The sequence below is a fragment of the Alteribacillus sp. JSM 102045 genome (assembly GCF_041949975.1).
Taxonomy (GTDB): domain Bacteria; phylum Bacillota; class Bacilli; order Bacillales; family Marinococcaceae; genus Alteribacillus.
The window spans coordinates 1-24,935 of record NZ_JBHFQG010000005.1 but is presented as its reverse complement, the minus strand read 5'-3'; the positions used below and the strand labels follow the sequence as shown (position 1 = coordinate 24,935).

26 protein-coding genes and 5 pseudogenes are annotated in these 24,935 nt (G+C 41.8%); 12 read left to right on the top strand and 19 right to left on the bottom strand.

Going from position 1 to position 24,935, the window contains the following annotated elements:
- Positions 1 to 48: 48 nt before the first annotated feature.
- The 4 genes from ACE1TI_RS05050 (at position 49) to ACE1TI_RS05035 (ending at position 4,915) form a co-directional block, all read left to right on the top strand.
- A complete protein-coding gene (locus ACE1TI_RS05050) occupies positions 49 to 720 on the top strand; it encodes an STAS domain-containing protein (RefSeq protein ID WP_375006490.1) in 672 nt (223 codons plus the stop codon).
- A 695-nt stretch (positions 721 to 1,415) separates the two neighbouring features.
- A complete protein-coding gene (gene ctaD, locus ACE1TI_RS05045) occupies positions 1,416 to 3,299 on the top strand; it encodes a cytochrome c oxidase subunit I (protein WP_375006489.1) in 1,884 nt (627 codons plus the stop codon).
- Between the two features lie 66 nt (positions 3,300 to 3,365).
- On the top strand, positions 3,366 to 4,064 hold the full coding sequence (locus ACE1TI_RS05040; RefSeq protein ID WP_375006488.1) for a YqjF family protein: 699 nt from the start codon (positions 3,366 to 3,368) through the stop codon (positions 4,062 to 4,064).
- A gap of 98 nt (positions 4,065 to 4,162) precedes the next feature.
- Positions 4,163 to 4,915 carry an alpha/beta hydrolase gene (locus ACE1TI_RS05035; RefSeq protein ID WP_375006487.1) on the top strand — a complete coding sequence of 251 codons (753 nt, stop codon included), beginning with the start codon at positions 4,163 to 4,165 and terminating at the stop codon, positions 4,913 to 4,915.
- A 184-nt stretch (positions 4,916 to 5,099) separates the two neighbouring features.
- Here ACE1TI_RS05035 and ACE1TI_RS05030 read toward each other — a convergent pair whose 3' ends face one another.
- Complete coding sequence (locus tag ACE1TI_RS05030; protein ID WP_375006486.1) at positions 5,100 to 5,333, bottom strand: CsbD family protein; 234 nt, start codon at positions 5,331 to 5,333, stop codon at positions 5,100 to 5,102.
- 188 nt (positions 5,334 to 5,521) lie between these two features.
- Here ACE1TI_RS05030 and ACE1TI_RS05025 point away from each other — a divergent pair, with 188 nt between their 5' ends.
- On the top strand, positions 5,522 to 6,478 hold the full coding sequence (locus tag ACE1TI_RS05025) for a 2-hydroxyacid dehydrogenase (protein WP_375006634.1): 957 nt from the start codon (positions 5,522 to 5,524) through the stop codon (positions 6,476 to 6,478).
- A 196-nt stretch (positions 6,479 to 6,674) separates the two neighbouring features.
- Positions 6,675 to 7,034: pseudogene (locus ACE1TI_RS05020) on the top strand (SMP-30/gluconolactonase/LRE family protein).
- A gap of 116 nt (positions 7,035 to 7,150) precedes the next feature.
- Here the strand turns inward: ACE1TI_RS05020 and ACE1TI_RS05015 are convergent.
- From ACE1TI_RS05015 to ACE1TI_RS04985, 7 genes and pseudogenes are all read right to left on the bottom strand, one after another.
- Complete coding sequence (locus tag ACE1TI_RS05015) at positions 7,151 to 7,342, bottom strand: hypothetical protein (RefSeq protein ID WP_375006485.1); 192 nt, start codon at positions 7,340 to 7,342, stop codon at positions 7,151 to 7,153.
- A 381-nt stretch (positions 7,343 to 7,723) separates the two neighbouring features.
- On the bottom strand, positions 7,724 to 8,032 hold the full coding sequence (locus ACE1TI_RS05010) for an energy-coupling factor transporter transmembrane component T family protein (RefSeq protein WP_375006484.1): 309 nt from the start codon (positions 8,030 to 8,032) through the stop codon (positions 7,724 to 7,726).
- 41 nt (positions 8,033 to 8,073) lie between these two features.
- Complete coding sequence (locus tag ACE1TI_RS05005) at positions 8,074 to 8,487, bottom strand: CbiQ family ECF transporter T component (protein ID WP_375006483.1); 414 nt, start codon at positions 8,485 to 8,487, stop codon at positions 8,074 to 8,076.
- A gap of 93 nt (positions 8,488 to 8,580) precedes the next feature.
- Positions 8,581 to 9,091, bottom strand: a pseudogene (locus tag ACE1TI_RS05000) (ABC transporter ATP-binding protein).
- Positions 9,088 to 9,297, bottom strand: coding sequence for a hypothetical protein (locus ACE1TI_RS04995; protein WP_375006482.1), 210 nt, complete (start codon positions 9,295 to 9,297; stop codon positions 9,088 to 9,090). The pseudogene ACE1TI_RS05000 and the gene ACE1TI_RS04995 overlap by 4 nt, the downstream one beginning before the upstream one ends.
- Positions 9,298 to 9,379: 82 nt before the next feature.
- A complete protein-coding gene (locus ACE1TI_RS04990; protein ID WP_375006481.1) occupies positions 9,380 to 9,655 on the bottom strand; it encodes a P-loop NTPase family protein in 276 nt (91 codons plus the stop codon).
- Between the two features lie 85 nt (positions 9,656 to 9,740).
- Positions 9,741 to 9,932, bottom strand: a complete 192-nt coding sequence (locus ACE1TI_RS04985; RefSeq protein WP_375006641.1) for a hypothetical protein — start codon at positions 9,930 to 9,932, stop codon at positions 9,741 to 9,743.
- Between ACE1TI_RS04985 and ACE1TI_RS04980 the strand changes: the two are divergent.
- A pseudogene (locus ACE1TI_RS04980) lies at positions 9,866 to 10,425 on the top strand (IS110 family RNA-guided transposase); the annotation flags it as partial. The gene ACE1TI_RS04985 and the pseudogene ACE1TI_RS04980 sit on opposite strands and share 67 nt — an antisense overlap.
- A gap of 492 nt (positions 10,426 to 10,917) precedes the next feature.
- Here the strand turns inward: ACE1TI_RS04980 and ACE1TI_RS04975 are convergent.
- The 9 genes and pseudogenes from ACE1TI_RS04975 to ACE1TI_RS04935 form a co-directional block, all read right to left on the bottom strand.
- Positions 10,918 to 12,873 carry an SEC-C domain-containing protein gene (locus ACE1TI_RS04975; protein ID WP_375006480.1) on the bottom strand — a complete coding sequence of 652 codons (1,956 nt, stop codon included), beginning with the start codon at positions 12,871 to 12,873 and terminating at the stop codon, positions 10,918 to 10,920.
- A 33-nt stretch (positions 12,874 to 12,906) separates the two neighbouring features.
- A pseudogene (locus ACE1TI_RS04970) lies at positions 12,907 to 13,422 on the bottom strand (EAL domain-containing protein).
- 29 nt (positions 13,423 to 13,451) lie between these two features.
- Positions 13,452 to 14,945 (bottom strand): tripartite tricarboxylate transporter permease, encoded by a 1,494-nt coding sequence (locus ACE1TI_RS04965; RefSeq protein ID WP_375006479.1) that lies wholly within the window; start codon positions 14,943 to 14,945, stop codon positions 13,452 to 13,454.
- Positions 14,946 to 14,957: 12 nt separating this feature from the next.
- Positions 14,958 to 15,455, bottom strand: a complete 498-nt coding sequence (locus ACE1TI_RS04960; protein ID WP_375006478.1) for a tripartite tricarboxylate transporter TctB family protein — start codon at positions 15,453 to 15,455, stop codon at positions 14,958 to 14,960.
- A 19-nt stretch (positions 15,456 to 15,474) separates the two neighbouring features.
- Positions 15,475 to 16,521: a tripartite tricarboxylate transporter substrate binding protein gene (locus tag ACE1TI_RS04955; RefSeq protein ID WP_375006477.1), complete on the bottom strand. Its 1,047-nt coding sequence runs from the start codon at positions 16,519 to 16,521 to the stop codon at positions 15,475 to 15,477.
- A gap of 17 nt (positions 16,522 to 16,538) precedes the next feature.
- A complete protein-coding gene (locus ACE1TI_RS04950) occupies positions 16,539 to 17,594 on the bottom strand; it encodes a Bug family tripartite tricarboxylate transporter substrate binding protein (protein ID WP_375006476.1) in 1,056 nt (351 codons plus the stop codon).
- Between the two features lie 527 nt (positions 17,595 to 18,121).
- On the bottom strand, positions 18,122 to 18,274 hold the full coding sequence (locus tag ACE1TI_RS04945; protein WP_375006475.1) for a hypothetical protein: 153 nt from the start codon (positions 18,272 to 18,274) through the stop codon (positions 18,122 to 18,124).
- 98 nt (positions 18,275 to 18,372) lie between these two features.
- Positions 18,373 to 18,627 (bottom strand): type 2 periplasmic-binding domain-containing protein, encoded by a 255-nt coding sequence (locus ACE1TI_RS04940; RefSeq protein WP_375006633.1) that lies wholly within the window; start codon positions 18,625 to 18,627, stop codon positions 18,373 to 18,375.
- 17 nt (positions 18,628 to 18,644) lie between these two features.
- Positions 18,645 to 18,821, bottom strand: coding sequence for a hypothetical protein (locus tag ACE1TI_RS04935; RefSeq protein ID WP_375006474.1), 177 nt, complete (start codon positions 18,819 to 18,821; stop codon positions 18,645 to 18,647).
- A gap of 328 nt (positions 18,822 to 19,149) precedes the next feature.
- Between ACE1TI_RS04935 and ACE1TI_RS04930 the strand changes: the two genes are divergently transcribed.
- From ACE1TI_RS04930 to ACE1TI_RS04910, 5 genes are read left to right on the top strand one after another with little or no spacing between them, the layout of a single operon-like run.
- Positions 19,150 to 19,926 (top strand): IclR family transcriptional regulator, encoded by a 777-nt coding sequence (locus tag ACE1TI_RS04930; RefSeq protein ID WP_375006473.1) that lies wholly within the window; start codon positions 19,150 to 19,152, stop codon positions 19,924 to 19,926.
- A gap of 11 nt (positions 19,927 to 19,937) precedes the next feature.
- The gene (locus tag ACE1TI_RS04925; RefSeq protein WP_375006472.1) at positions 19,938 to 20,789 is read left to right on the top strand and encodes a citryl-CoA lyase; all 852 of its coding nucleotides are present in this window, start codon (positions 19,938 to 19,940) and stop codon (positions 20,787 to 20,789) included.
- Entirely contained in the window at positions 20,786 to 22,216 is a 1,431-nt protein-coding gene (locus ACE1TI_RS04920; protein WP_375006470.1) for an aldehyde dehydrogenase family protein, read from the top strand. The genes ACE1TI_RS04925 and ACE1TI_RS04920 overlap by 4 nt, the downstream gene beginning before the upstream one ends.
- A 14-nt stretch (positions 22,217 to 22,230) precedes the next feature.
- A complete protein-coding gene (gene aroD / locus ACE1TI_RS04915) occupies positions 22,231 to 22,998 on the top strand; it encodes a type I 3-dehydroquinate dehydratase (RefSeq protein WP_375006469.1) in 768 nt (255 codons plus the stop codon).
- The gene (locus ACE1TI_RS04910; protein ID WP_375006632.1) at positions 22,988 to 24,007 is read left to right on the top strand and encodes a zinc-dependent alcohol dehydrogenase; all 1,020 of its coding nucleotides are present in this window, start codon (positions 22,988 to 22,990) and stop codon (positions 24,005 to 24,007) included. The genes aroD and ACE1TI_RS04910 overlap by 11 nt, the downstream gene beginning before the upstream one ends.
- Before the next feature lie 102 nt (positions 24,008 to 24,109).
- Here ACE1TI_RS04910 and ACE1TI_RS04905 read toward each other — a convergent pair.
- Together ACE1TI_RS04905 and ACE1TI_RS04900 are read right to left on the bottom strand one after the other, a co-directional pair.
- Positions 24,110 to 24,328, bottom strand: a pseudogene (locus tag ACE1TI_RS04905) (IS110 family transposase); the annotation flags it as partial.
- Between the two features lie 144 nt (positions 24,329 to 24,472).
- Positions 24,473 to 24,658, bottom strand: coding sequence for an IS110 family transposase (locus tag ACE1TI_RS04900; protein ID WP_375006468.1), 186 nt, complete (start codon positions 24,656 to 24,658; stop codon positions 24,473 to 24,475).
- Positions 24,659 to 24,935: the final 277 nt, after the last annotated feature.

Genomic DNA, 24,935 nt, shown 5'->3' with positions numbered 1-24,935 from the left:
TTTTTAAAATAGATAAAAATCTATATATTTTTAGAGTATTCTTCAGAGGTGGCAAAAACATTTGGTGAGCCGTTTTCCTTGTTGGAAATCATAGAGGAACAAAGCCGTGCCAAGGTCGAACAGATGATACACCCGGATGTAGAGGAGACTTCGCTTGAAATAAATATCGTAACAAAAACCGGGGATGTCCTTTTAGCAGATCTTTACGCAGGCTGGAACAGCGAGCTGCACGGTGAAGTCCTTGTCATCAAAAAAGACCAGGCTATTATGACAGTAACTAGTCGTTTAAACTCGCTGCGAACAAGGCTTCAGGAAACCAACATGGAATTCTTTAAAGAAAAAGAAAGAGTAGAAGAGGTGTTGGCAGAAAACAACCGATTGTCTGCCCCTTTTATTGAAATGACAGAAGAAGTGGCGCTGGTTCCTTTATTCGGAGATATCGATGAAAACAAGATGACGGTCATGAAAGACCATATTTTAAAAAGTGCTCATTTGGATGAAATGTATATTATATTAATAGATTTCACAGCAATGGGACACATCGATCGAAAAGGACTAACTGGCTTTAAAAATTTGTTCAAATCCCTTCAATACATGGGCAAAGAAGTAGTTGTTACCGGTATTCATCCAAAACAGGCACAGCGCCTTCATGCTTTAGACATTCAGGTAGAAATAAAATTCATTCAATCCCTGCAGGCAGCAGTAAAAAAATTCGTATAAAGGAAGAGGGTGCGCCGTAAACGGAACGCTCTCTTTTTTAATGATTTAAGTCTCTGTCGTGGGAAGTGCTTTGAATGTTTTATTTGCTCCAGCCGTGTGGGGATTTAATTTAATGGAAGTTTTTGATGTTTCAAAAGGAAGACCACGGAGCTCACATGGAGATGATGCAGCATATGGATCATGAAGATATGATGCATCAAATGGATGAACAAACAATAGAAGATCATTTGGATGATGAAGACTGAAATGAACACATGAATAATGGGTAAAATAATAAAGAAGCAAGAGGGTGTACCTTCCGTTACGCTGGGCAAGGCGGACCCTGGTTCCGTTATTAGCTGCTAAATCAACGAAAATACTAGGATTTTAGATAAATAACGGAACCTAGGTCCGCGAAAACACCAAAAAGATGGATTTTTTAAGAAATAAAGGAACCAGTGTCCGTTGCTGGAGTGCTACTGGAGCTGTATATGCATAAGGAAGAAAAAGTGGTGCATATCCTGTAAAAAGTTTATCATAAATCATAAAAATAGGTGTATATAAAATTTTACGTACCGATAAATGGTTAAAAACACACCAAACCAAAACACCACAAAATGTCATTTCCCGTATATCCTTTTTTCCGAATGGAAATAATGAAGCCGGTGCTGTTTAACAAAACAGAAAACTTCACCGCCCGGGAGGATGACGAACATATGGCAGAGACAGAAGTAGAATATAAAAAGCAGAAAAGTGTGCTTTGGGACTGGCTGACCACAGTCGACCATAAAAAAATTGCAATATTATACTTAATTGCGGGGACCTTTTTTTTCATAAAAGCTGGTTTTATGGCCTTTTTAATGAGGGTCCAGCTGATATATCCAGAAAATACGCTTTTGACTGGTCAAACTTATAATGAACTTCTTACGATGCACGGAACGGTCATGCTGTTTCTAGCGGTTACTCCATTGTTGTTTGCGTTTATGAACTTTGTCGTCCCCCTTCAAATTGGTGCGAGGGATGTAGCTTTTCCATTTGTAAATGCTCTCGCGTTTTGGATATTCTTTTTTGGTGGTTTGCTCTTAAGTGTCAGCTGGTTTTTCGGAAGCGGTCCGGATGCAGGATGGTTTGCTTACACGCCGTTATCAACGAGGGAATATGGCAATTTAGGAATGGATTTTTATGCGCTCGGCTTACAGGTGAGTGGGATTGGGACCCTTATTTCGGCTATAAATTTCATTGTTACCATCGTTAATATGCGGGCGCCGGGAATGACAATGATGCGCTTGCCGCTTTTTTGCTGGACGACGTTAGTTGTCTCTATGCTGATCGTGTTTGCTTTTACTCCCCTTGCTGCAGGGTTAGCAATGCTTATGCTTGACCGCCTTTTCGGAGGGCAGTTTTTCCAAGTCGAGGAGGGTGGCAGTGTTGTCCTTTGGCAGCATATATTTTGGATTTTTGGCCATCCTGAGGTGTATATACTCGTACTTCCAGCATTTGGTATTCTTTCAGAAGTGATCCCTGCTTTTTCCAGGAAGCGTTTATTCGGTTATACGGCAATGGTGTTTGCTACGTTGTTAATTGGATTTCTCAGATTTATGGTATGGGCTCACCATATGTTCACAGTTGGTCTCGGGCCTATCACCAACTCGGTTTTCGCGATCGCTTCTTTTGCCATTGCCGTACCGACCGGTGTAAAAGTATTTAACTGGTTGTTTACGATGTGGGGCGGCAAAATTACGTTCAATACAGCGATGCTGTGTGCATCTTCCTTTGTCCCAACGTTTGTACTAGGCGGGGTCACCGGAGTAATGGTTGCCATGGCTCCTGTAGACCATCTTTATCATGATACGTATTTTGTTGTTGCTCACTTTCATTACATTTTTATTGGCGGTATCATTCTTGGTATATTTGCTGGGTTGTTTTATTGGTATCCATTAATGTTTGGTCATAAATTGAATGAAACATTGGGGAAGCTCATGTTCTGGCTCATGTACGTTGGTTTTCATATGACGTTCTTTGTTCAGCATATTCTTGGTTTAATCGGAATGCCGCGCCGTTATTTTACGTACAGAGCAGGTGAAGGGTTTGACACCTATAATTTTATTTCTACCATGGGTACCTTCTTAATGACAGCAGCTATACTGGTGCTTGTGATAAACGTTATTTATTCAGCATTTAAAGGAGAACGAGTAGAGGTGGGAGATCCATGGGATGCGCGCACACTAGAGTGGTCTATTCCTTCTCCGGTTCCAGAATACAACTTTGCCCAGGTGCCTCAAGTACGTTCCATTGACCCCTGGTTTTATGAAAAAGTTCACGGGGAAGGCTACATGAAACCAGCTGAACCAGTGGTAGATATCCATATGCCAAACCCTTCTATTTTGCCATTTCTCATAGCATTTGGGTTGTTTTGGTGGGGATTTGGGATGATTTTGCTGAATTTTGATTCCCCGATTATTCCTCCATTCGTTGTTATTGGAGCAGGCGTGCTGCTTACATTTGGATCGATGATAGCCCGGTCGATTATAGAGGACCATGGCTGGCATATTTCTAAAGATAAAGTCAAAGAAATTGAAAAAAATAGTCGGTCGCTATAAGGGCCGGCTTTTTTGTCTAAAAAATAAAAGAGAGGGAAATAGAAATAACCACAGGAGGTGGAGAAAATGGGAGAGCAAAAATGGATTGCCCGGCAAACATGGAGTGATTTATTGTTTGTACATTGGCCGGTCCCATTGCACCAATTACGAATGCATGTTCCGGCTGCATTTGAAATAGAGACATTTGACGGACAGGCTTGGCTCAGTGTCGTTCCTTTTTATGGAACTAACTTTCACCTGCGAGGAACAACGGCACCACTGCCATTCACCAATTTTGCTGAACTAAATGTTAGAACCTATGTGACATATAAAGGTGAACCGGGCGTATATTTTTTAAGCTTGGATGCAAACCATTCTTTAGTAGTAGGGGTGGCGCGATTTATGCTGTCGCTGCCCTACAGGCGTGCACACATGACTAAATCATCGAGTGGAGACTGGATTCACTTTTTGAGCCGCCGAAGCAGCAAAGGATTTCAGCCATGTTCTTTTTTTGCTCGCTACCGGCCTCAAGGTTCACCGTTTCAAGCGTCTTCTGATGATTTAGCTCATTGGCTCACCGAACGTTATTGTCTTTGGACGACTAGAGGAATCAAGGTGTACAAAGGACCTATTTCCCATGACCCATGGCAGCTTCGCCGTGCTGAAGCAGAAATTGAAATGCATGGTCTTGTCCATGATATGCACTGGCGGGATACGGGAACAGAGCCAATTTTTCACTATTGCCCTTTCAAAGAAGTTCATTATTTTCCATTTGTAAAACAATAAGGAAAAAGATCTATTTTACAAAAAAAGTTAAAAATGAGAGGAATGTCGTTTATCAATAAAGAAGGAAAGAGGGGAGATTATGGGGGGAAGGTGAGAAAATGAAAGAAAAATACCCGGTAATGGATGGAGCAGAGCCTTTCTACTTTGAAGGTGATAAAACAGGAGTGTTAGTTATTCATGGTTTTACTGGAACGACGCAAAGCATGCGCCCTCTGGGAGAAAGTTTTCACCAGGCTGGATTTACGGTATTTGGTCCGCGCCTGAAAGGCCATGGCACCCATTATGAGGATATGGAACGCTCCACCTATAAAGAATGGTGTGAAACGGTAGAAGAAGGCTATCGTTTTCTAAAGGAAACTTGTGATGATATTTATATAGCAGGGCTGTCGATGGGAGGAACGCTGACCTTACATCTAGCAGAACAGTATCCGAATACAAAAGGGATCATTTTGATTAACGCTGCCATTGAAATTCCTGAGATGAGTCCGGAAAAGGTTCCTGAGACTAGATATTTAGATGCGATTGGCTCTGACATTAAAAAAGAAGGAGTCAAAGAGCTCACCTACGAAAAAACACCGGTGAAATCTCTCGGGGATATTCAGCAATTAATGAAAGAAGTTCGAGGGAAATTATCAAAGATTCAGGTCCCTGCAAGGATTTTCGTTTCTGATGTAGATCATGTAGTGCCTCCTGAAAACAGTAAATTGATTTATGATAACCTTTCATCGGAGGACAAACGGCTGATTCTGATGGAGGAAAGTTACCATGTAGCAACGTTAGATAATGATAAAGAAAAAATAGCTCTGGAAAGTATAGCGTTTATTAATGGACTCACTTCTGCGAGGGTTTAACAAAAGCAGGCAGGCCGGAGAAACATTTTTCTCGCGAGCCTGACCTGTATTTTTTATTGTTTAGGAAATTATGTTTTTACAAGTTGTGGATAACTATCTTCATATTGTTTGATCCGCGTCTAGCTTCAGCGCCCAGCCTCTCGGGGTTTAATAACCTCCAGTCATGAAAGGCAAAGATCGCCTTTCATGACTGAAGAACATTTACCTGTCGAGGCTGATCAGGGCGCTTGCGCTTTTGTTCATCCTTCTTTTTCTGATCTCCAATGTTCTCCTGGATATTCCCTTTTACTTTGTCAACTTTTCCTTCTCTTTGAAGCTTAGGATCGTCTGCTGCGTTGCCTAATTGATCTTTTGTTTCCCCTTTAGCGCGGTTTACAGCTCCTTTTACTTTATCGCTCCATCCTTCGTTCGCTTCCATCTAAGATCACCTCTTCTTTAGGATTTATACATTCATTCCCGTTGTGTACGCACTCAAACAAGTGATTGAAGTTTTTTCGTTAGCAGGAAAAAGGAGAGTTTAAGGCGAAATGAAAGGTGAAACTAACATATAGAACGTTTCTGTCATATAATTTTTAATTTTTTTGCTGATAACAAAGGAGGCTTTACATCATGCCAATGATATTGTCTTACGTTGAACCACCGGAGGATGTTTTGGCTTTAATGGAAGAACATTGTGACGTGAAAATAGCCAGGCCTAGAAAACAAAAAGAATTGTTTTATGAATACTTACAGGAAGCAGACGGCTTATACGGAGCGGGTCTGAAAGTGGATGATCACCTACTTGATCATGCTCCGAACTTAAAAGTAGTCAGTAATGTCTCGGTTGGATATGACAACCTGGATATGAAAGCTATTACACGTAGAGGAGTAACTGCAACTCATACTCCTGATGTTCTTATTCAAACTATGGCGGACACGATGATTGGACTTATGATTGCAACTTGCCGGCGCATGCCGGAATTAGATAAGCTGGTGAAGGAAGGAAACTGGAAAAAACCATTAAACTCTGATTATTTTGGAACCAATGTGCATCACAAAAAGCTTGGCATCATTGGGATGGGCCGAATTGGCCAAGAAGTCGCCCGCCGTGCGGCATTGGGTTTTCATATGGATGTTATGTATCATAATCGAAGCAAAAAACCCGAAGCAGAACAAGAGACGGGTGCCATTTACGCCGAGCTTGATGAACTGCTGGAGGTATCAGATATTGTTATGCTTCTTACACCGTTAACGGATGAAACCCGTGGAATGATCGGTGCTGAAGAATTTAAAAAAATGAAACATGATGCGGTTTTCTTAAACGGAGGCCGCGGCCCGGTCGTGGTGGAAGAAGATTTAATACGCGCACTGCAAGAAGGGTGGATAAACGCAGCAGGCCTTGATGTGTTTGAAAAAGAACCGGTAGACTCTGACAATCCGCTTCTTCAAATGGACCAAGTTGTAACGCTCCCACATCTTGGCACAGCAACCCATGAAACAAGACATGCGATGTACGTAGATGCAGCGAAGCAGTGTGTTGACGGGGTACTGGGGAAAACACCGAAGCATGTTATTTCTGTGTAAAAGGAGAGAAAGAACAAGCAGAACTCGTGCTCGATGCAAAAGCCAGCTTAGGAGAAGGACCCAGCTGGGATGAAGAAAATAGGGGTTCTGTACCGGGGCGATATTTTAGGAAAAAAATAAACCGGTATGAGCCGAACACAGCTATTAATCAAACGTTTGATTTAGATTACAACAAAAGTGGACGGAGTAAGTATATATATCCAACGGTTTAGCATGGAGCCTTAACAGAAAAACGATGTACTATATCGGTACCGTAACAAAAAAAGTCAATGCCTTTGATTATGATCTCGACAGCGGAGATATCTCTAGAACTATTATTACTTTTTTTGAAGATAAAGGCAGTCCGGATGGAATGAAATTGATACAGAGGGTAAGCCGTGGATTGCGCATTTCAGAGGCTGGAAAGTGAGCAGGTGGAACCCCGAGACAGGAAAACGTTTGGAGGAAAGTGGAAGTACCGGCTTCTCAAGTAAACTCGTGCGTGTTTGGAGGAGAGAAATTAGACACTTTTTATATCACCATGCCGGTATACTTCTTAGCTGCAAGCTTTTTGTGAGGAACCCCTACAGATAATTGGGTGAAGCTGTAAAAAACACTGGAAAAGCTCATCAAGTTTATGCTTGATGAGTTTTTTTATTTTATTGTAAAACTAAAGTTTAGAAAAAAGAATAACTAGCCAAATGCCCTCATTTGACGGTCAGCATAGCGTTTAGCTGCCTGGCAGCATTCTATCGTATCATCAAAATGTTTTTGCAGCTCTAATCTTTTTCTATCAAAAAGCTGCACCCACATTTTACGTTCGAACGTATTGTAGTCATGCCATGTCCGCTTAGGTTTTAAAAAAAGCAAGAGACTCTTCCACATATTTCTCCCCTCCATTTTAATGTAACCTCTTAAATATACACAAAATTCAGTTATTATTAATATTTACTATAAATTAATATGTTAAACGTTAATTTAATATTCCTCGTTTATCATAATGTAACACAATTGTAATATTTTTAAAATATAAAAAACTGTTAGAGGGTGAACTAAATTAAAAATGAGGGGATATGTTGTTTATTCCGGTGGTAGCTTAAATGAATCAGATGCAGGAACTGGTGAATAACTTTTGGAGGAGACAGAGGGAGAGGAGTGGGCCTGGCCCTTTGTTTGGATTTGGATAGATTTTGGAAAGTATCGGCTTGAGTTGGTTAGTATTATCGCACAATCGGCAAGTAAATCGCCCCATTCGGATAGTATTTGTTAACTAATGGATCCTCGAACAAGAAAAACGCCGGCAAGCACGAACACAAACAACGCTGCAAAACAGGCGTCTCTTCGATTCCAGGTAATTTGCCGGTAAAACTGCCGATCTCTGCTTCCGTCAAATCCTTTAGACTCCATGGCAATTGCTGTTCTTTCTGCTTTTCGGATGGTACTCGCCATAAGCGGGATAAAATAACGTTTGAAATTTCCCCACTTGCGCTCTTCTCCCAATCCTCTTATTTTATGAGCCGTCCGAATCTGCTGCAATTCCTGCTGAAATGCAGGCAGAAAACGGTAAGCTGCCATCATTCCATAGCCAAAGCGGGGTGGCAGCTTGCATTGCTGTATTAAACTGAGAATAAATTAGTTGGTTCGGTCGTTAAAACAAATAACAGGGACCAGGAGGCAAACACAAGCGTGCGCATTCCAAGCGAAACACCGGTAAGCACATTTTCCAAAGCCACTGGCATGCTTCCGATGGAAAACAGAATGGTCTCGCCGCGTTCCTCCGGGAAAACGACTTGGATCCAAACAAAGCTGAAAGCAAATAACATAAATGGCAGAAGCAAAAGTAGTAAAAACCGAAGCGAAATGCCGCCGAGCCCAATAATCATAGCAGTGGTAATACCAAAAAGAAGCAGCGGTGTCCATGGATCAAACACAGGAATCATAAATGCAATGATGACTAATACACTTGCTAGTTTCAAAGCCGAATTCACATTCTGCAAAAAACGGTCTTGTTTTTGATAAGCTTCTAACATGTGATCTTCTCCTTTTCAAAGGCAGGAAGCCACTTCGAAAGTTTTCTTGTTATTGGTTGCTTGATAGAGGCTCTTTCGAGAAGCTCTTTTTCTTCAAAAAAACCAGAAACTGCACCTTCGTATTTTTACACTGCCCCCATCCAATAATAAGAGAGCGTAGTGATAGACAAGTTCCATATCGTGGGTAATCATTAAAATAGTTTTTCCATTTTGATGAAGCTTTTGAAGTAATTCAATAAGCGCTTTCGTATTTGCTTCATCCTGACCAAATGTCGGTTCATCTAAAATGAGAATTTCCTGTTCGCTCGTAAGCATGGTTGCTACGGACAATCTGCGTTTTTGCCCCTGGCTTAAAGAGATCGGATTTTCATTTCGTTTGGACGTGAGATAAAACATCTCCAGCAGCTCTTCCACTTTTGCTTTGATCACTTGCGCATCCGTTCCGCTGATTTTCAATCCGTATGAAAGCTCGTCTTCTACGGTATCGCATATAAATTGATGCTCTGGGTTTAGAAAAACGTAGCTCGTTTTCTGATATGCTGCTCGCTTCCCGACCACGATGCTTTAGAATTCCGTCAGTGGGAGAGTGAATACCTGAAATCATTTTTGCCAGCGTGCTTTTCCCAGCTCTCCATTAGAGCCCACTAAAGCTGCAAATTCTCCTGGGTAGAAAGAAAAGTTTACGTGAGATAGTGCTTCGTTGCCACGGTAAGTAAACGAAAGATTTTCAGCCTCAATAAATGGGGAAGAGGACCGGTCTTTCTCTGTTTCCGCCGGAGCTTTGGTCTGTTTTTCTAATCTTTTGTCCACGCATTCTTTTTCCCATTCGTTTAACGTTAGAGGCAGCTGATCCCAGACATTTTTACCCTGATGCTCGAGCTGTAAAGCTGTTTTACAACGTCCGGAATCCAAATGCCTTCATTTTCAAGTTGAGAGGTGTACGTTTTAAAAACTTCACGCGGAGAACCGTCTGCAATGACTCCGCCTTCTCGACAATCGCAATGACACGGTCAATGACGGATAAAAGATGATCTAATTTGTGTTCGATAAAAAGCAGTGTTTTATTTTTTCGAGAAGCAATGTTGGTCCATAATTGAAGGACGTCTTCCGTGCTTTTTGGATCAAGGTTGGCGTTTGGTTCATCGAGTATGATCGTTTCGGCGTCCATGGCTAGAAGACAAGCAATGGCTGCTTTTGTTTCAGGCCGCCGGAAAGGGTGTTTAAAGGGGAGTGGCGCAGGCTGGTCAAGCCGGTCAGTTCCAAGCTTTCCTGCAATCTTTTTCCATTTCTGCTTTAGACAGCTCTAGGTTCTTTAACCCAAAAATAATTTCATCCTCAACGGTCAGCATACAAAACTGCGTTTCCGGGTCTTGAAATAAAATGCCCAGCCATTCAACGAGCCGAACGTTCATCTTATCGATAGGACAAGGTCGTCGAAGATTCACTGGATGTCCTATTAGGCACCTCCATAGAGGTCATTCGCTCTCTCCAACGCCAAGTGAAAGAAATCGATAAAACCATTAAACGGATCATGGACTCACCCAAACGGTGGAATCCATTCCCGGTATCGGTCCGGTCTTCGCTGCCGGTATCATTGCCGAGATCGGTCAAATTGAACGATTTGACGATGAAACGAAAGTGGCGAAATACGCTGGCCTCTATTGGCGGACCCATCAATCCGGCCGGTTTACGGCAGAGGATACTTCTCTGACGCGTCAAGGTAACCAGTACTTACGGTATTACTTAGTTGAAGCCGCCGACTCTGTACGTAGGAAAGTACCGGAATACCAGGCATATTACGTGAAAAAATTCGGAGAAGTACCAAAACATCAACACAAACGAGCTCTCGTTCTAACTGCAAGAAAACTAGTGCGTCTGGTGGATGCGCTACTACGCAATCACCAACTATTTTTGCTAGAGAGGGGCGTGAATATATGACGTGAAGCCGTCATAGCATAACCTCTCGCACCATCCAGTAATTACCAATTTAATACTGGTCTAGTTTCTTGCGCTCTTTTTTCGCAAAAATGATCTTTGACATCTTCATTTTCTTATTAATTTTTTATTGACATATCACCGCAGGTCTTATAATTGAACAAGGAAGCCGAACCTCCGGGGCTGGAAGAGAACGGTTTTGATTTTGGGGGGCCGCCGCGTTCTTATTTTCCAAACAAAAAACCGCCCTGGAAATGGAGCGGTTCTGTCATGAAAATATAGAAGTATAAAAGGATATATTACCTGTTATGCAAAACGAGCAAGCCGTCTCCACTTCCCTCCGCTGGTATAGGTTCTAAGGGACCAAGGAATATTTCCTTATCTCAGCTTATAAAAGCGCCCCTAGTGGACTTCCTATGTAATTGTAAGTAACTGCATCATCTATTTTAAATATTGTCAAAATATTTCAGCATGTTATTGAAGTTAGGTTGATGATCAGTTTTGTGCTGCCCGTGCTTTCAAATAATCCATAAGTTCTTGCTGATCCTGCCAAAAAAACATTGCATCCTCCACATATATATAGGCTTCTTCTTGGCTTCCGGGAGAATAAAATTCAATCGGTGCCATGAAAAGTTCCTGTGGAATATTATTGTCGTTCAAAATAAAATCAATGACATGTGGATTTTCTTTTTCAGCTTTTTTCAGTTTTGTCTCTAATTTTTCTGATAAACCATTGTACAAGTATTCGAGGAGAGCCTGGTGAAACAGCCAAAAGGTAGTTTCCTCTGGGTACTTGTCTATTAATGCATCTGCTTTCCCATATTCACTGTGCATAATATACAGAGAGAGAAGTTGATAACGTATAGCTTGGTTGTCTATCGGGTTAAGCTCGAGCATTTCTTCGTAAAGTTCTTCCGCTTGCTTAGAATCATACACTTCCAGAAGAGAAGCATACTGCTGCAAAGCCCTCATAAACGGGCGTGTTTCCAGAATACTCCAGAAATGTCCTTTCTCTTCTTCGAAAACCTCTTTTCCAAGAGAAGAGCGGCCAGCTTCCACTGCTTTTCTGGACCACTCCAGTGCTTCTTCCTCAGATTCTGTGAGAGCAGCCAGCTGTCTGTAGATATCGGGTTGATTTTCATCCAGCTTGAGTGCCTTTTGAATCAAACGGTTTTTTTCCGAAAGGTCAGGGGCAAGCATGGCGTCATATAACATCAGCTGCACTCTATCGCCCTCAGGCCAATGATCGGTCCTGGCTTTTTCTGGATCAAACTCTTGTTGAAACGCCTGGATTTCCTCTGCGGAAGAAAGTCCAAGCCTTTGCATTTCTTTATGCAAGATGAACAAATGGCGTTCCATCACTAATCTGCTTTCCTCAGGGTGAGGGTCAGGCGGCCCCAATACATCTGTGCGAATTTCGTACTCCATTAGAGCGTTATCGAAATCCTGTACACGTTTGGAAATAGTATTAGGAGAAACGCCGTATTTTTTACCAAGTGCTTTTTGGGTAGCACCGGAAATAGACAATACATCATTACTGATAAAATACTCGAGAGTGGCCGCATATGCTGCAGGTTTTTTAATGATTGGGACAGCAACGTTACAATAAGATTTCCAGATTTTTTCTGCTTCTTCTATACCTCCCGCCTCTTGAAGCTCTTGACTGGCATGCTTGGTAAAGACAGTCATCACTTGATTTTCTTCTGGGGTTAAATCCGCATCAACATTGAATTCTTCAGTCTTCGCTTCGTCAACCCGGAATAAAGAAAAATATTTTTCCATGAATGCAAAGAACGGATCTTCAAATGAAACTGATTTTGCTAAGTTGATTAAGCCTTCTAAAGATTTTTGAACCCCGTCAAAAGCTTCTGAATTCACATTTTCACCGTAGGGCGAAATAAAATAGGGCATTCCAAACATAAACCAGAGGTGCTGAACAGGAACGAGGCTGAGAAAACAAATTCCCCGCGGGCCGTTCGCGAAGTCCGGAGGAGTCTCCACATGTAGTTTTTCTCCGCTCATCATATCTTTCACCAGTAATTCTTTTTCGCCCCATTCCTCAATCAAATACAAAGAAAAAAGGGATGTTTCCTGCCAGGCTTCCAACAAACGGCGCTGTTTTACTTTCCAAAAAGGCAGGGAGATGATCTCGTCTATCAATCCGTTTTCCTCTTGGTTTCTTTTGTCAAAAACCCAATGGGCGGCTGCCATTATGGAGAGGGTTCGGTAATCGTCGCTTGAAAGGGAGTTTGAAGCTTTATCTCCTGCTATTAAGGCTAAATAATCTCTCAGCTCCATAAAGTAATGATCCGTAACATACTCAAACATTTGCAGTTGAACAACTAAAATTTCTTCTTTCGTATAAGTGAGCGTTGTCACTTTATCAGCGCAGCATTTTTTGTACTTTTTTCCGCTTCCGCATGGACACAGTTCGTTTCGGCCTGTACTCATCAGTCCACCGCCAATCCTTGTTTTAGAACTAGCTTAACATATAATGAAAGAGTTTCTAAGCGCCGGCGGATGGGTTATCGCAGCATTTTTAAAAAAGGAACACTCGTTTTCCTGCTTCCTCCAATTAAAAAAGCCCTGCGCTATATCACAGCCTTTCTCTTTCAGCCATTTTAATTGTGCTTCTGTTTCTACTCCTTCTCCGATCACTTGTATGCTAGATCATGGGTAAGAGAGATAGTTGCTTTTGTAATAGAAGCTTTTGGACAGTCTACCGGTAAATCTCTAATAAACGAACGATCTATTTTCAAAATACAGTGGGATTTCACCGATATAATTCATAGAAGAGTAACCGGTCCCAAAGTCATCGAGAGATATCTGGATACCTTGCTGCTTCCATCTATTTAAAATTGGAAGGATTTCTTCCATATTTTCGCTGGCTGTTGTTTCGGTTAGTTCGATTGTAATCAAAGAAGAATCAATCCCATATCGTATGTACGACAAAATCTGTATAATTAAGCGATGTTTTAAGCAAAACCCCCCCTTTATCATTTAATATGATAAAAGGGGGGAGGAGGGCTCTAAACGATCTTTTGTTTCATTCTGCTGTACATTTTTGTCTGCGAAAAGATAGTAAACACAAATGCTATCGTTAATAGAATGCTGATAGGGGAGTTCACAAACCCTATTAAAAATTCAGATGGCCCTTGAGAAGCCATATAAGCCCGCCGGAATGATGTGTCAATCAGCGGCCCTAAAATGAGCCCTAAGACAAGAGGGGCGACTGAAAAGTTATGAACTTTCATAAAGAAACCAACAATACCAAATCCAAGCATCCAGTATACATCCGTCATGTTGTTGTTTAAGGCATATGCCCCAATAACGGTAATAACAGCGATAATCGGCAGCAGGATTTGTTTTGGAATCGTAACAACTCGAATAAAAATACCTACAACCAGTAAACCAAAAATAAGTAAAAAGATATTAGCCAGGACAGAGGAGCCGACCATGACCCAAAACAAGTCCCCGCTTTGTTCCATCAGCATCGGGCCAGGCTGAAGTCCGTGAATAAACAAGGCCCCAATGAAAATAGCCGTTACCGCATCCCCGGGAATTCCGAGCGTCAGCAAAGGAATAAGAGCACCGCCAATCGCAGAGTTGTTACCGGCTTCCGGTGCAATGACCCCTTCATATGCCCCTTTTCCAAAGGGCCGGCTTGGCTTCTTGGTCGTTCGTTTAGCGTGATCATAAGAAAGAAGGGCGGCGATCTCTCCGCCTGCACCAGGAAGGGCACCAATTAACACACCCATAATAGACACGCGTAAGGAGAGCGGCAAAAATCGAAACAGAACACGAAGCGGGGGAAACACCATTTTCTTTAAGGTTACCGTTTGCCCTTTTTCGTTTAATGTTTTCAGCTGGTATAAAATTTCTGACATACCAAACAGCCCTAAAATAGCTGTTACAAAATTAATACCGTTCATAAGCTGAAGCGAACCAAAGGTGAATCGGCTGCCGCCTCCGATTGAATCCATACCGACCAGGCCTAAAATGATGCCGGCTCCTGCGGCAAAGACCCCTTTGGCCATCGAACCTTGACTTAGACTTCCTATCAATAAAAGGCCGAGCATTGCAAGCAAAAAGTAATCCCTCTGACCGAATTGGATGGCAATCGTAGATACAAGGGGAGCAGCAGTTGCTAATACAGCAACGCCAACCATCCCGCCAACAAAAGAGAAAATCGTTGTCAACGTTAAAGCCATCCGCGCTTCTCCCTGCTGAGAGAGAGGAAAGCCGTCAAAGGAGGTAGCTACCGAAGATGGTGAGCCTGGCATATTCACTAGAATGGCAGCTCTCGAACCGCCGAACACACCGCCGTAATAGATTCCAAGCATTAGTGCGAGTGCTGGAAGCATATCCCAAGAATAAGTAAGCGAGAGCAGGAGGGCAACGGCCATCGTAACCGAAAGCCCCGGAATCGCTCCCACAAAAATACCAGCCAGTGTGCCGGCAGCTACTAAAATCAGAAGTTCTATATTTATAAATGGTGTCATAAATTGTTGTAGAATGTCCATGATGCATTCTCCTTATGGAAACACAATATTGAATAATTCTGAGAATAAAAAATAAATAACCACGACGGTTCCTAAAGAGATGGTGATATTAAGAAGCCAGGATACACCTTTAAGAAAAAACATACTTGCTGCTAAAAATAGAAAAGCAGCAGGAAAAAAGGAAATGATCGGAAGTATAAGGACAAAGGCAATAACCAAACAGAAATAGAGTAGGATTAATTTATAATCTTGCTTAGTGAAAGTGTCAGCTTCAGAAGTTTTGTTTATTGAATCGTCTTTTTTAAAGTTTTCTTCTTCCTCCATATGGGCAGAAGAGGCACGCTGGCGGCCGTCTTTAAAAATCGTGATGATTCCGGCAGCCAGCATGATGAGAGCAATAAGAGCTGGTAAAAAGCTCCCGCTTGCCGGATCAGTAATCGATTGGTTTTCCATCATAAAAGCTTGGCTTAATACTAGAAGACTTACGATAACCATCATAATGCCAGGGAGCGATGATTTGAATGAATACATGGTTGTTCCTCTCCTTGTTTTAGTCCTCGTCTACTCTAGGAATGTCAAATTCTTCTGGAGATCTTTCAGCAGCTCCAGCATCATACAGCATCCAAGCGGAAGTAGAGCGGTTTTTATCCACATACTCTTTGGCTTCTTCTCCATTTATGTTAAGCGGAACGACACCGAGATCTTCTAAAGTTTGTTGAAATTCCTCATCTTCCTGAGCCGTTTCAAAAGCATCAGTTAATTTTTGCACAATACTTTCCGGTGTATCTTTATGAACAAATACCCCCTGGAAAGGTCCCCACGGGAAATACTTTTCAAATTCAGGGTAAGAATCCGTGATTGGCGGAACATCTTCTGCTGTTTCTATTGCTTCATCGTTAATGACGGACAGCATACGAAAATCTCCTGAATCTACATACTCCTGAGCGGCTGAAACGGAAAGAACGGTAGCATCTACTTCTTTACCTAGTAAAGCAGTAGCCAGTGGTCCGTCTCCATCATAAGGAACATAATTAAATTCGGTATCTAATTCGGCTTGCAGCATCGCACCAGCTACATGAGGAAGACTTCCTTCACCGGAGTATCCCATATTTAGTTCGCCGGGGTTTTCTTTTGCAAAATCAACAACATCTTCAATGGTTTCAAATTCGGAGTCCTTGTGTACAACAAGGCCTCCGAAATTTTGTCCGAAAATACTTATCGGTGTAAAGTCGTTCATATAATCTCTATCAGAGATGTCTAGCACTTGATATAAATTGGGGTTTTCAGCTCCGAACAACAGATTGTATCCATCAGCGGGCTGGTCGTAGACGTATTGAGTTGCAATAGCGCCCGAGGCCCCTTCTTTGTTCTGCATAACCAGGGACCCATCTAGTTCCTTTTCTACAAGAGGGGCCAGCGTTCTCGATATATTATCTGTGGCACCGCCTTCTCCCCAAATAATAATGCCGTTAATATCTTTTTCAGGGTAAGAAGAGGCTTCTTCTCCAGAAGTACTGCTTGAATTACCACAAGCTGCGAGGAAGATAGGAAGCAGTACGGCAAAATACGTTATAATATTTCTACACTTTTTTCTCATGTTATGGTGTCTCCCATTTATTCCTCGTCTACTCTTGGAATATCAAACTCTTCCGGAGAAGTTTCTGTGGCCCCTGCATCGTAAAGCATCCATGTAGAAGTCGATTGGTTTTGCTCCAGATATTCGACTGCTTCTTCTCCATTTATATTTAATGGATTCACACCAAGGTTTTCCAAAGTTTCTTGAAATTCTTCGTCTTCTTGTGCAGCTTCAAAAGATTCTGTCAGCTTGTCCATAATTTCGTTAGGAGTGTCTTTATGTGCGAATACTCCCTGGAATGGTCCCCAAGGTAAATATTTTTCAAATTCCGGATATTCCTCTGTAATAGCTGGTGCATCTGGAGCTGAATCTAAAGGCTCGTCATTGATTACCGCGAGCATTTTAAAGTCACCGGATTCTACATACTCTTGCGCTGCTGATACAGCCAGAACTGTTGCATCAATTTCATTTCCTAATAAAGCCGTAGCCAGCGGGCCATCTCCATCATAAGGAACTTGGTTAAACTCTGTGCCTAATTCAGCCTGAAGCATAGCACTTGCTACATGGGGAAGACCGCCTTCACCAGAGGTTCCCATCGTAATATCTCCTGGGTTTTCTTTGGAGTGATCAATTAAATCTTCTAAACTATCAAACTCGGAATCTTCTCTTACTACAATACCTGCATAGCTTTGACCGATAATAGTAACCGGCTTAAAGTCTGTTAAATAATCTCTTTCAGAAATGCCAAGTACTTGATAAAGGTTAGGGTTTTCAGCACCAAACAGCAGGGTGTAGCCGTCTGCAGGCTGGTCATATACATATTGGGCCCCAGTAGCGCCGGATGCACCTTCACGGTTTTCCATGACGAGGGTACCTCCGAGTTCTTCTTCAGCAAGCGGGGCTAGCGTGCGTGAAATGTTATCTGTAGCTCCGCCTTCTCCCCATTGAATAACACCCTTAATGTCTCTTTCTGGATAATCAGCTGCTTCTTCACCAGAAGCTCCTGAACTATCATCTCCTCCTCCGCATGCTCCAAGCAAGATCATTGGTGTTAAAAAAAGTGCAGCACCGAAACGTTTTACATTTTTTATCATTACAGATCCTCCTTATAATGTATAATTTAATATTGTTGAGATTTTGAACTAAAGTATAACAAACAAAAACATATTCCTCCTTTCTTTGACAAAATCCTTCAAAAATGAACAAAAAAATTAATTTTGGAGTGTACACTAGCACCAAATTTATTAGTTAAGAAACATTGAATTAGTGAAAACGGTTACAAATACTGGTATAAGATACCTGGTAAAATTCCGTAAGGTGGAACTTCGTATTGTCATATGGAACTTTTGGTTACAAGCATTGTATCAGACAAACATAATAATGTCACTATTAAAATCAAAAAAATTAATAAATTCCAAAAAATTCGAGGTGAGGCTATTCCAAAAGGGATCAAGGGGTGGTGCGCCATGCATGCGCAGACATGAATACTGCAAAAAAGATATTCAATGCGCGAAATCTATTACCATTACTGAACAGAAAACAACTAACAATAGTTCTTCTATATACCTGTTTATCCATTTTATTGCTACCCTTGTTTTGTTTCTCTCATTTAATAAGAGAGTTACTCGGATTCTTCGAGAGAATCAAGAATATTATCTAATACTGCTCCGCCATAAGCTTCCCTATAGTTTTCATATACATGCTGAGCTTTTTCCCGCGGCTTATCCTGTTCCTCTTCGGACAGATCCGTTACTGTTACACCTTTGTCTTCCAAATATTTAAAGCTGTCTTCACTTTCCTTGCGATTTCGTTCTCTTTAACCATCTCTAACCTCATCGGCTGCAGTTTTGATAAGGTTCTTTTCCTCCTCATTCAATGAATCCCAAAAAGGTTACTTAACATAAAAGGACTGGCATTATAAATGATATATTTCTGTACTTCATTAAAGGTACTGTTCACTACATTTCCTACCGGGTTTTCTTGCCCATTCACTGTGCCTAATGCAACACACAGCTCCCCATAACGAATCGGAATGGAGATTGCACCTAACTTTTCCCATAAATTCATATGAAGGGTATTTTCTAATGTTTGAATGTCTAATCCCTGTATATCTTCCACGGTTTGTATTTCTTGTTTTTACTCAGCTAACGGTAGACGTTTTCCCCATAATTAAGGCCAATGGTTTCTAATCTCAGTTCTTTTGCTCTTTTTTCGGATAACTTATCATTTCCGGCGACTGCAGAAAGGGTTACTACCGGCAGTGTTTTTGCATTACTTGCAAATTTATAGCCATGGTTCATTCCTAATACGGCTACTTTCATTTCTTTTACCTCATTTTAAAAGTAATGTAAATCTTTAAATGTTGAAAACGGATACATTAAAAGATATAATTGTACCACCTGATGGAAATTAGTATTGTTCAACGGAACTTAAAATTGCAAATAGTCTATCAGACAACAAAACGGATGTCATCCATCAATACAAAAATCATCATTTAGTCATTCAGAAATGGAGTGATGTTTTCACCAAAATGGAATATGACATTTTTAAATTTCAAAAAATACTTGAAGTTATAACCGAAGCATTTTAGAATGAATTCAAAGTTCCATTTAACGAAAATAAGTTCCATCAGATAAAAAAGGAGGGGTAATGTTGGAAAAAAGCGAGTCTCCAAAAGGAATACGTACGCTGCAAAGAGCAATCGATATATTAAATTGCTTTCATGCTGATGAGCCCGAACTAACGCTCACGGAGATAGCAAACAAAATAGAGCTGGCAAAGTCTACGACAACAAGATTATTAGCCACACTGGAGCTTAATCATTTCGTTGAAAAAGACCCAGTAACCTCGAAATACCGGCTCGGACGGAAGCTTTACTTTATTGGCCACGTAGCAGGACAGTCGATTGAACTTCGGTCGGTAGCCGAAGCCACGATGAAACGGCTTAGAAACCAAACAAAGGAAACGGTAAACCTCTATGTTTTAGATGGAGCACACAGAACGTGCATTCAGCAATATGAAAGCACTCAATCCGTCAAACATATGGTCAGCATCGGCCAGAAGCTGCCTTTAACTATAGGAGCCGGCGGTAAAGTGCTGCTTGCTCATCAGTCAAAAGAATTTATAGAACAAGTAATGGAAGAACAGCCTGTAAAGAAGAACAAAACAGATTTAAAAGAAGAACTTAACATAATTACGGAAGATAAATATGCCATTAGTGTAGATGAAAGAGAAGCAGGATCATCTGCTGCATCTTCTCCCATCTATGATATTAACGGCAAGGTCGTAGCAGCATTATCTGTTTCTGGACCATCAAGCCGCTTTAAACCGCAGGAACTGCCTGAATTAAAGACAAGTCTGGTAGCAGCGGCTATGGAAATTTCCAATTACTTAGGATATCCATTCAATAAGGCGGCTGAACATTAAGGAGGTACAGTATGTCTGGCAGAAGTGCACTTGAATCTTATAAGCAGGGAGAAGGCTGGTGGAGCACGGAAATTAGCCAAATTAAAAAGAACGAAGTAAACATCCGAGGATATAAAATGGAAGATTTGATTGGGAATCTTTCTTACGGCCAAATGCTTTATCTACTATTATGCGGCAACATTCTCAATAAGAAAAAGTCTAAGTTATTTGAAAGCGTTTTAGTTGCAGGGGCTGATCACGGTCCTCGTGCTCCTTCAATCGCAGCGGGGCGAATGGCCGCTACATGCGGCATTTCTTTTAACTCCGCTGTGGCAACAGGAATCAACTTGTTAGGGGACTCTCACGGAGGAGCTACAGAAAAAGGCATGAAGCTTCTATATGACACCTGGAAAGAAGCTCAGGAAACTGGCAGGGATCTTCATCAAGTCATAGACAGAAAACTTGATGAGATGCTTGAAAAAAAGGAAAAGCTTCCAGGGATTGGCCACCAGCTGCATGATGATGACCCCCGTGTACATCGTTTATATGACTTAGCCCAGCCGTTAGTAGATGAAAAAGAGATTTCTGGCATTTATCTGGACATAGCCGAACAATACCGCAGTCAGCTCGCGGAGAAAAAGAACCGTCAAATCACCATGAATATTGACGGAGTGGCAGCTGCGATCCAATGTGAACTGGGACTTCCAGCTGAAGCAGCAAAAGGTATCTTTGCTCTATCACGCGGTATGGGGATTGCAGCTCATGCCTTTGAAGAAATACAGACCGGAGTACTAGTAAAAGGTCCTTGTCCAAATGATGAAGAGCTAGTGAAATATACAGGTGTTGAAGATCGAAAGCTTCCTGGAGGTGAAGAAGTACGATGAGCAAAAAGCAAGCAAAACTATTCGTAAATGGAGAATGGCTGGCAGGAGACAGAGACACGATTCCGGTGGAAAATCCATATACAGGGGAAATCATTGGAGAACAAGTGACTGCTTCTCCGGATGATGTAGAGAAAGCGCTGCAAAGTGCAGAAGCAGCCAAACACGAAACAGCGGATCTGCCAGCACACAAGCGGGCAGCTATCTTGAAGAAAGCCGCTTCTTTATTAGAAGAGAGAAAAGAAGAGTTTGCTAGTCTTTTATCTACTGAACTAGGAAAAACCTTAAAAAATACAAGAGATGAAGTATCAAGATCTCTTGAAACATTAGAACAATCAGCCGAAGAAGCAAAACGGCTAACGGGCGAGACTATTCCTGGGAACGCGTCAACGAGAGGAGAACAGGCTACGGCCATGACTTTCCGTGTTCCTGCAGGCGTCATCGCTGCCATTACACCTTTTAACGCACCGTTAAATTTAATGGTCCATAAAATAGGCCCGGCATTTGCAGGAGGTAACACAGTTATTTTAAAACCTGCTCCCCAAACGCCTCTAATTGCCATTGCGTTTGTAGAATTGCTACTTGAAGCTGGATATCCAAGCAAAGCGATTCAGGTTGTATACGGAGGAGTAGAAGTAGGACAACAAATCGTAGAAGACAGCCGTACCAATGTAATCTCCTTTACTGGAGGCCTTAAAGGTGGAAAAGATATTTCTTACCGGGCGGGGATGAAAAAAGTTCTGCTCGAACTTGGGGGCAATGCTGGAACGATTGTTCATGAAGATGCTGATATTGAGCGTGCCAGTACGCTTTGTGCCAAAACGGGCTTCAGCAATTCCGGACAAAGCTGTATTTCTGTCCAAAGAATCTATGTTCATACCTCGGTGCTGTATCGTTTTCGTGAAGCACTGACAGTGAAAGTAAGCTCCTTGAAAACAGGAGATCCGCTTGATCCCGAAACAGACGTTGGTACGCTTGTGAATGAATCGGCTGCTCAAAGAGTCAAAAGCTGGATTAATGAAGCAAAAGAGCAGGGAGCCGAGATTTTGACAGGAGGTACGATTAACAGAGCTGCCTTAGAACCAACCGTGATATTCAATCCAAAAAAACAGGCAAAAGTTGTTTGTGAAGAAGTGTTTGGACCGGTAGTTAGTATTATTCCGTTTGAAAACATTGACGAGGCTCTAGAAGAGGTAAACGATTCAGATACGGGGCTGCAAGCAGGTATTTTTTCCAACAGTCTCGATGTTGTTAAAAAAGCAGCCAAAGTTCTAGATGTTGGGGGAGTGGTTGTAAACGGCACTTCTAATTTCAGGCTTGACCATTGGCCATATGGCGGCGTAAAAAATAGCGGAATTGGAAGGGAAGGGCCGAGATTCGCCGTAGAAGAAATGACAGAAATGAAAATGATTGTTCATCTAGATAGCTAAAGAGGAGGGATAGCATGGGTTCAAAAGAAGTAAAAGTACGAAATACAACCTTAGCAGGTGGAAAGCCTACTGTGTGCTCAGCATTAGTTGGAAAAAACGAAGCCGAATTGTTAGAACAAGCAGAGACGGTCGTTACAAAGCAGCCGGATGTAGTGGAATGGCGCGTGGATTTTTTTGAGAAAATTAATGATTTTGATGCAGTTGTGAATACAGCTTCTAGCTTGCGCAGTAAGCTTGGAGACCTTCCGCTGATTTTTACAATTCGTTCTATCAAAGAAGGCGGTCAAGAGATCCCTCTTGATGAAAGGGCAAAAGTAGAGCTATTGAAAAAGGTGTGCGAAACGAAAAGTGCAGACCTTATTGATTACGAAGTAGAAAATGAAAAAGAAGCTATTAAGGACATTCAGCAAGCTGCACAGCACCATGACGTAAAGCTTATCCTTTCTTTCCATGACTTTAACGAAACACCATCAGAGAAAGAAATGCTGAACAAGCTGGAAAAAGCCTCGTCTTATAAAGCAGATATTGGAAAGCTTGCGGTGATGCCTAATAATATGTCGAATGTATTGTCCGTGCTTCAAATAACAGAGAACGCGCATAATGATCTTGATATTCCTGTAATTACCATGTCTATGGGAGCAGATGGAGCCCTAACCCGTTTAGTAGCATGGAAGTTCGGCTCAGCTCTTACTTTTGCAGTCGGCAGCAAAAGTTCCGCACCAGGCCAGATCCCAATAGAAGTCGTAAAACAGCTGGAGGGATATTTGAGTGATGACAGCTAGCCAGTCTTTAGTTATAACCGGCCCGTACACATTTAATAGGGAATCAGTTGCTATCAAGCCGAAGGTAGCAAAAGGGCATGCCAGAGTAATAACAGAGTACGGCGGAATATGCGGAAGTGATTTGAGTGTGTATAAAGGGAAGCTGGCGCATGCCAATTACCCTATTGTAATGGGGCACGAATTATACGGCACGGTAGTGGAAGCAGATGATAAGGGAGTTTTCACCCAGGGCCAAAAGGTAGTGGTACAGCCCAACCTTTCATGCGGTGAATGCGATTTATGCAAAAAAGGCAAAAGAAATATCTGCCGTAACAAACAAACGTTAGGGGTAACAAAAAATGGCGGATTTACTGGCTTTATTGATGTTCCTGTCACCAATCTTCTGCCCATTCCACAAGAGATGGACGGCAAACTAGCTGTACTAATTGAACCGCTTGCGGTTATCGTTCATGCCTTCCGAAACGTAACGATTGAGGAGGGAGATACCGTCGCTGTGCTGGGGTGCGGCACAGAAGGAATGCTTTCTGCCATATTAGCAAATCTATTAGGGGCAGATGTTATTGCCATAGATATTAATCAAGAAAAATTAAAACTAATGGATGTGCATGAAGATATCGAAGCCGGTCTTCCAGGGATTTTAGGAGAAGAATATGATCACGTGGTGGAAGCAGCAGGAGTTCCCCAAACCATTGCACAATCGTTTGACGTAGTGAAGCCAGGAGGGAATATACTCGCAATTGGGATTACCGGTGAGCCGGTAAGTATTGATGCCAACAAAATGGTGCGCAGTGATGTTTCGGTGTTTGGTTCGATCATCTATGACTTCCCAAAAGATTTTGAACGCGCACTTGAATTTCTTAAAAATTATCCAAAACAATTTTCTCACGTGGTTTCCAAAGTTTATCCATTTGCTGATTATGAAAAAGCATTTGAGACGGCGCTTTCCGGAAAAGCGGGGAAAGTATTAATCGATTTTAAGACCTGCGGTGATATGTCAATAAAAGATTAATGAGAAATGAAGATGTCAAAGGTCATTTTTGCGAAAAAAGAGCGCAAGAAACTAGACCAGTAATAAATTGGTAATGAGAGGTTATGCTATGACGGCTTCACGTCATATATTCACGCCCCTCTCTAGCGAAAATAGTTGGTGATTGCGTAGTAGCGCATCCACCAGACGCACTAGTTTTCTTACAGTTAGAACGAGAGCTCGTTTGTGTTGATGTTTTGGTACTTCTCCGAATTTTTTCACGTAATATGCCTGGTATTCCGGTACTTTCCTATGTACAGAGTTGGCGGCTTCAACTAAGTAATACCGTAAGTACTGGTTACCTTCTGCTAAAGACGCACACGTCGACGCACAGGACGTGCTAATGTCGCCAATGCCACAGGACGTGGCGTTTTTGGCGACGAAAGTGCAACGCAGAAGTCACCACATCCTGTTGAAGTAAGAGCGCCTTTAGTGACTGGAGAACATTTACCTGTCGAGGCTGACCAGGGCGCTTGCGCTTTTGTTCGTCATCGTTTTGATGAGATGATAACGGGATCTGGTCAGCTGCTGAAGAGTGACATACTGACTTTCTTTGACGATCGACATGGTATTGCGGCCGAAACGCATATAATCGGCTATCACAAACGCATCAATCTCATCTGTCTTATTCATATACTGTAGCTTTTCTTACCCATATGATCCTAAGATCATTATTTAGAAATATCTTGAGACGTCCAAGAAAAACCTTTGTTAAAAGGGCTATTTTCTAATAGATTGTTGTTTTTCTACATGGAAAAACACTGTTTGTTAACAGTTGAAATACACGTAGACTCCCTCCGGAAAGGTTGATATACCAGTGGTTAAAAGGTAATAAAGTTTCTTTAAAAAATTTTTTGTTATCAAAGACCACCAAATCCTTCCGTTGAATGCAGGAAGTGGTAATGAGGGT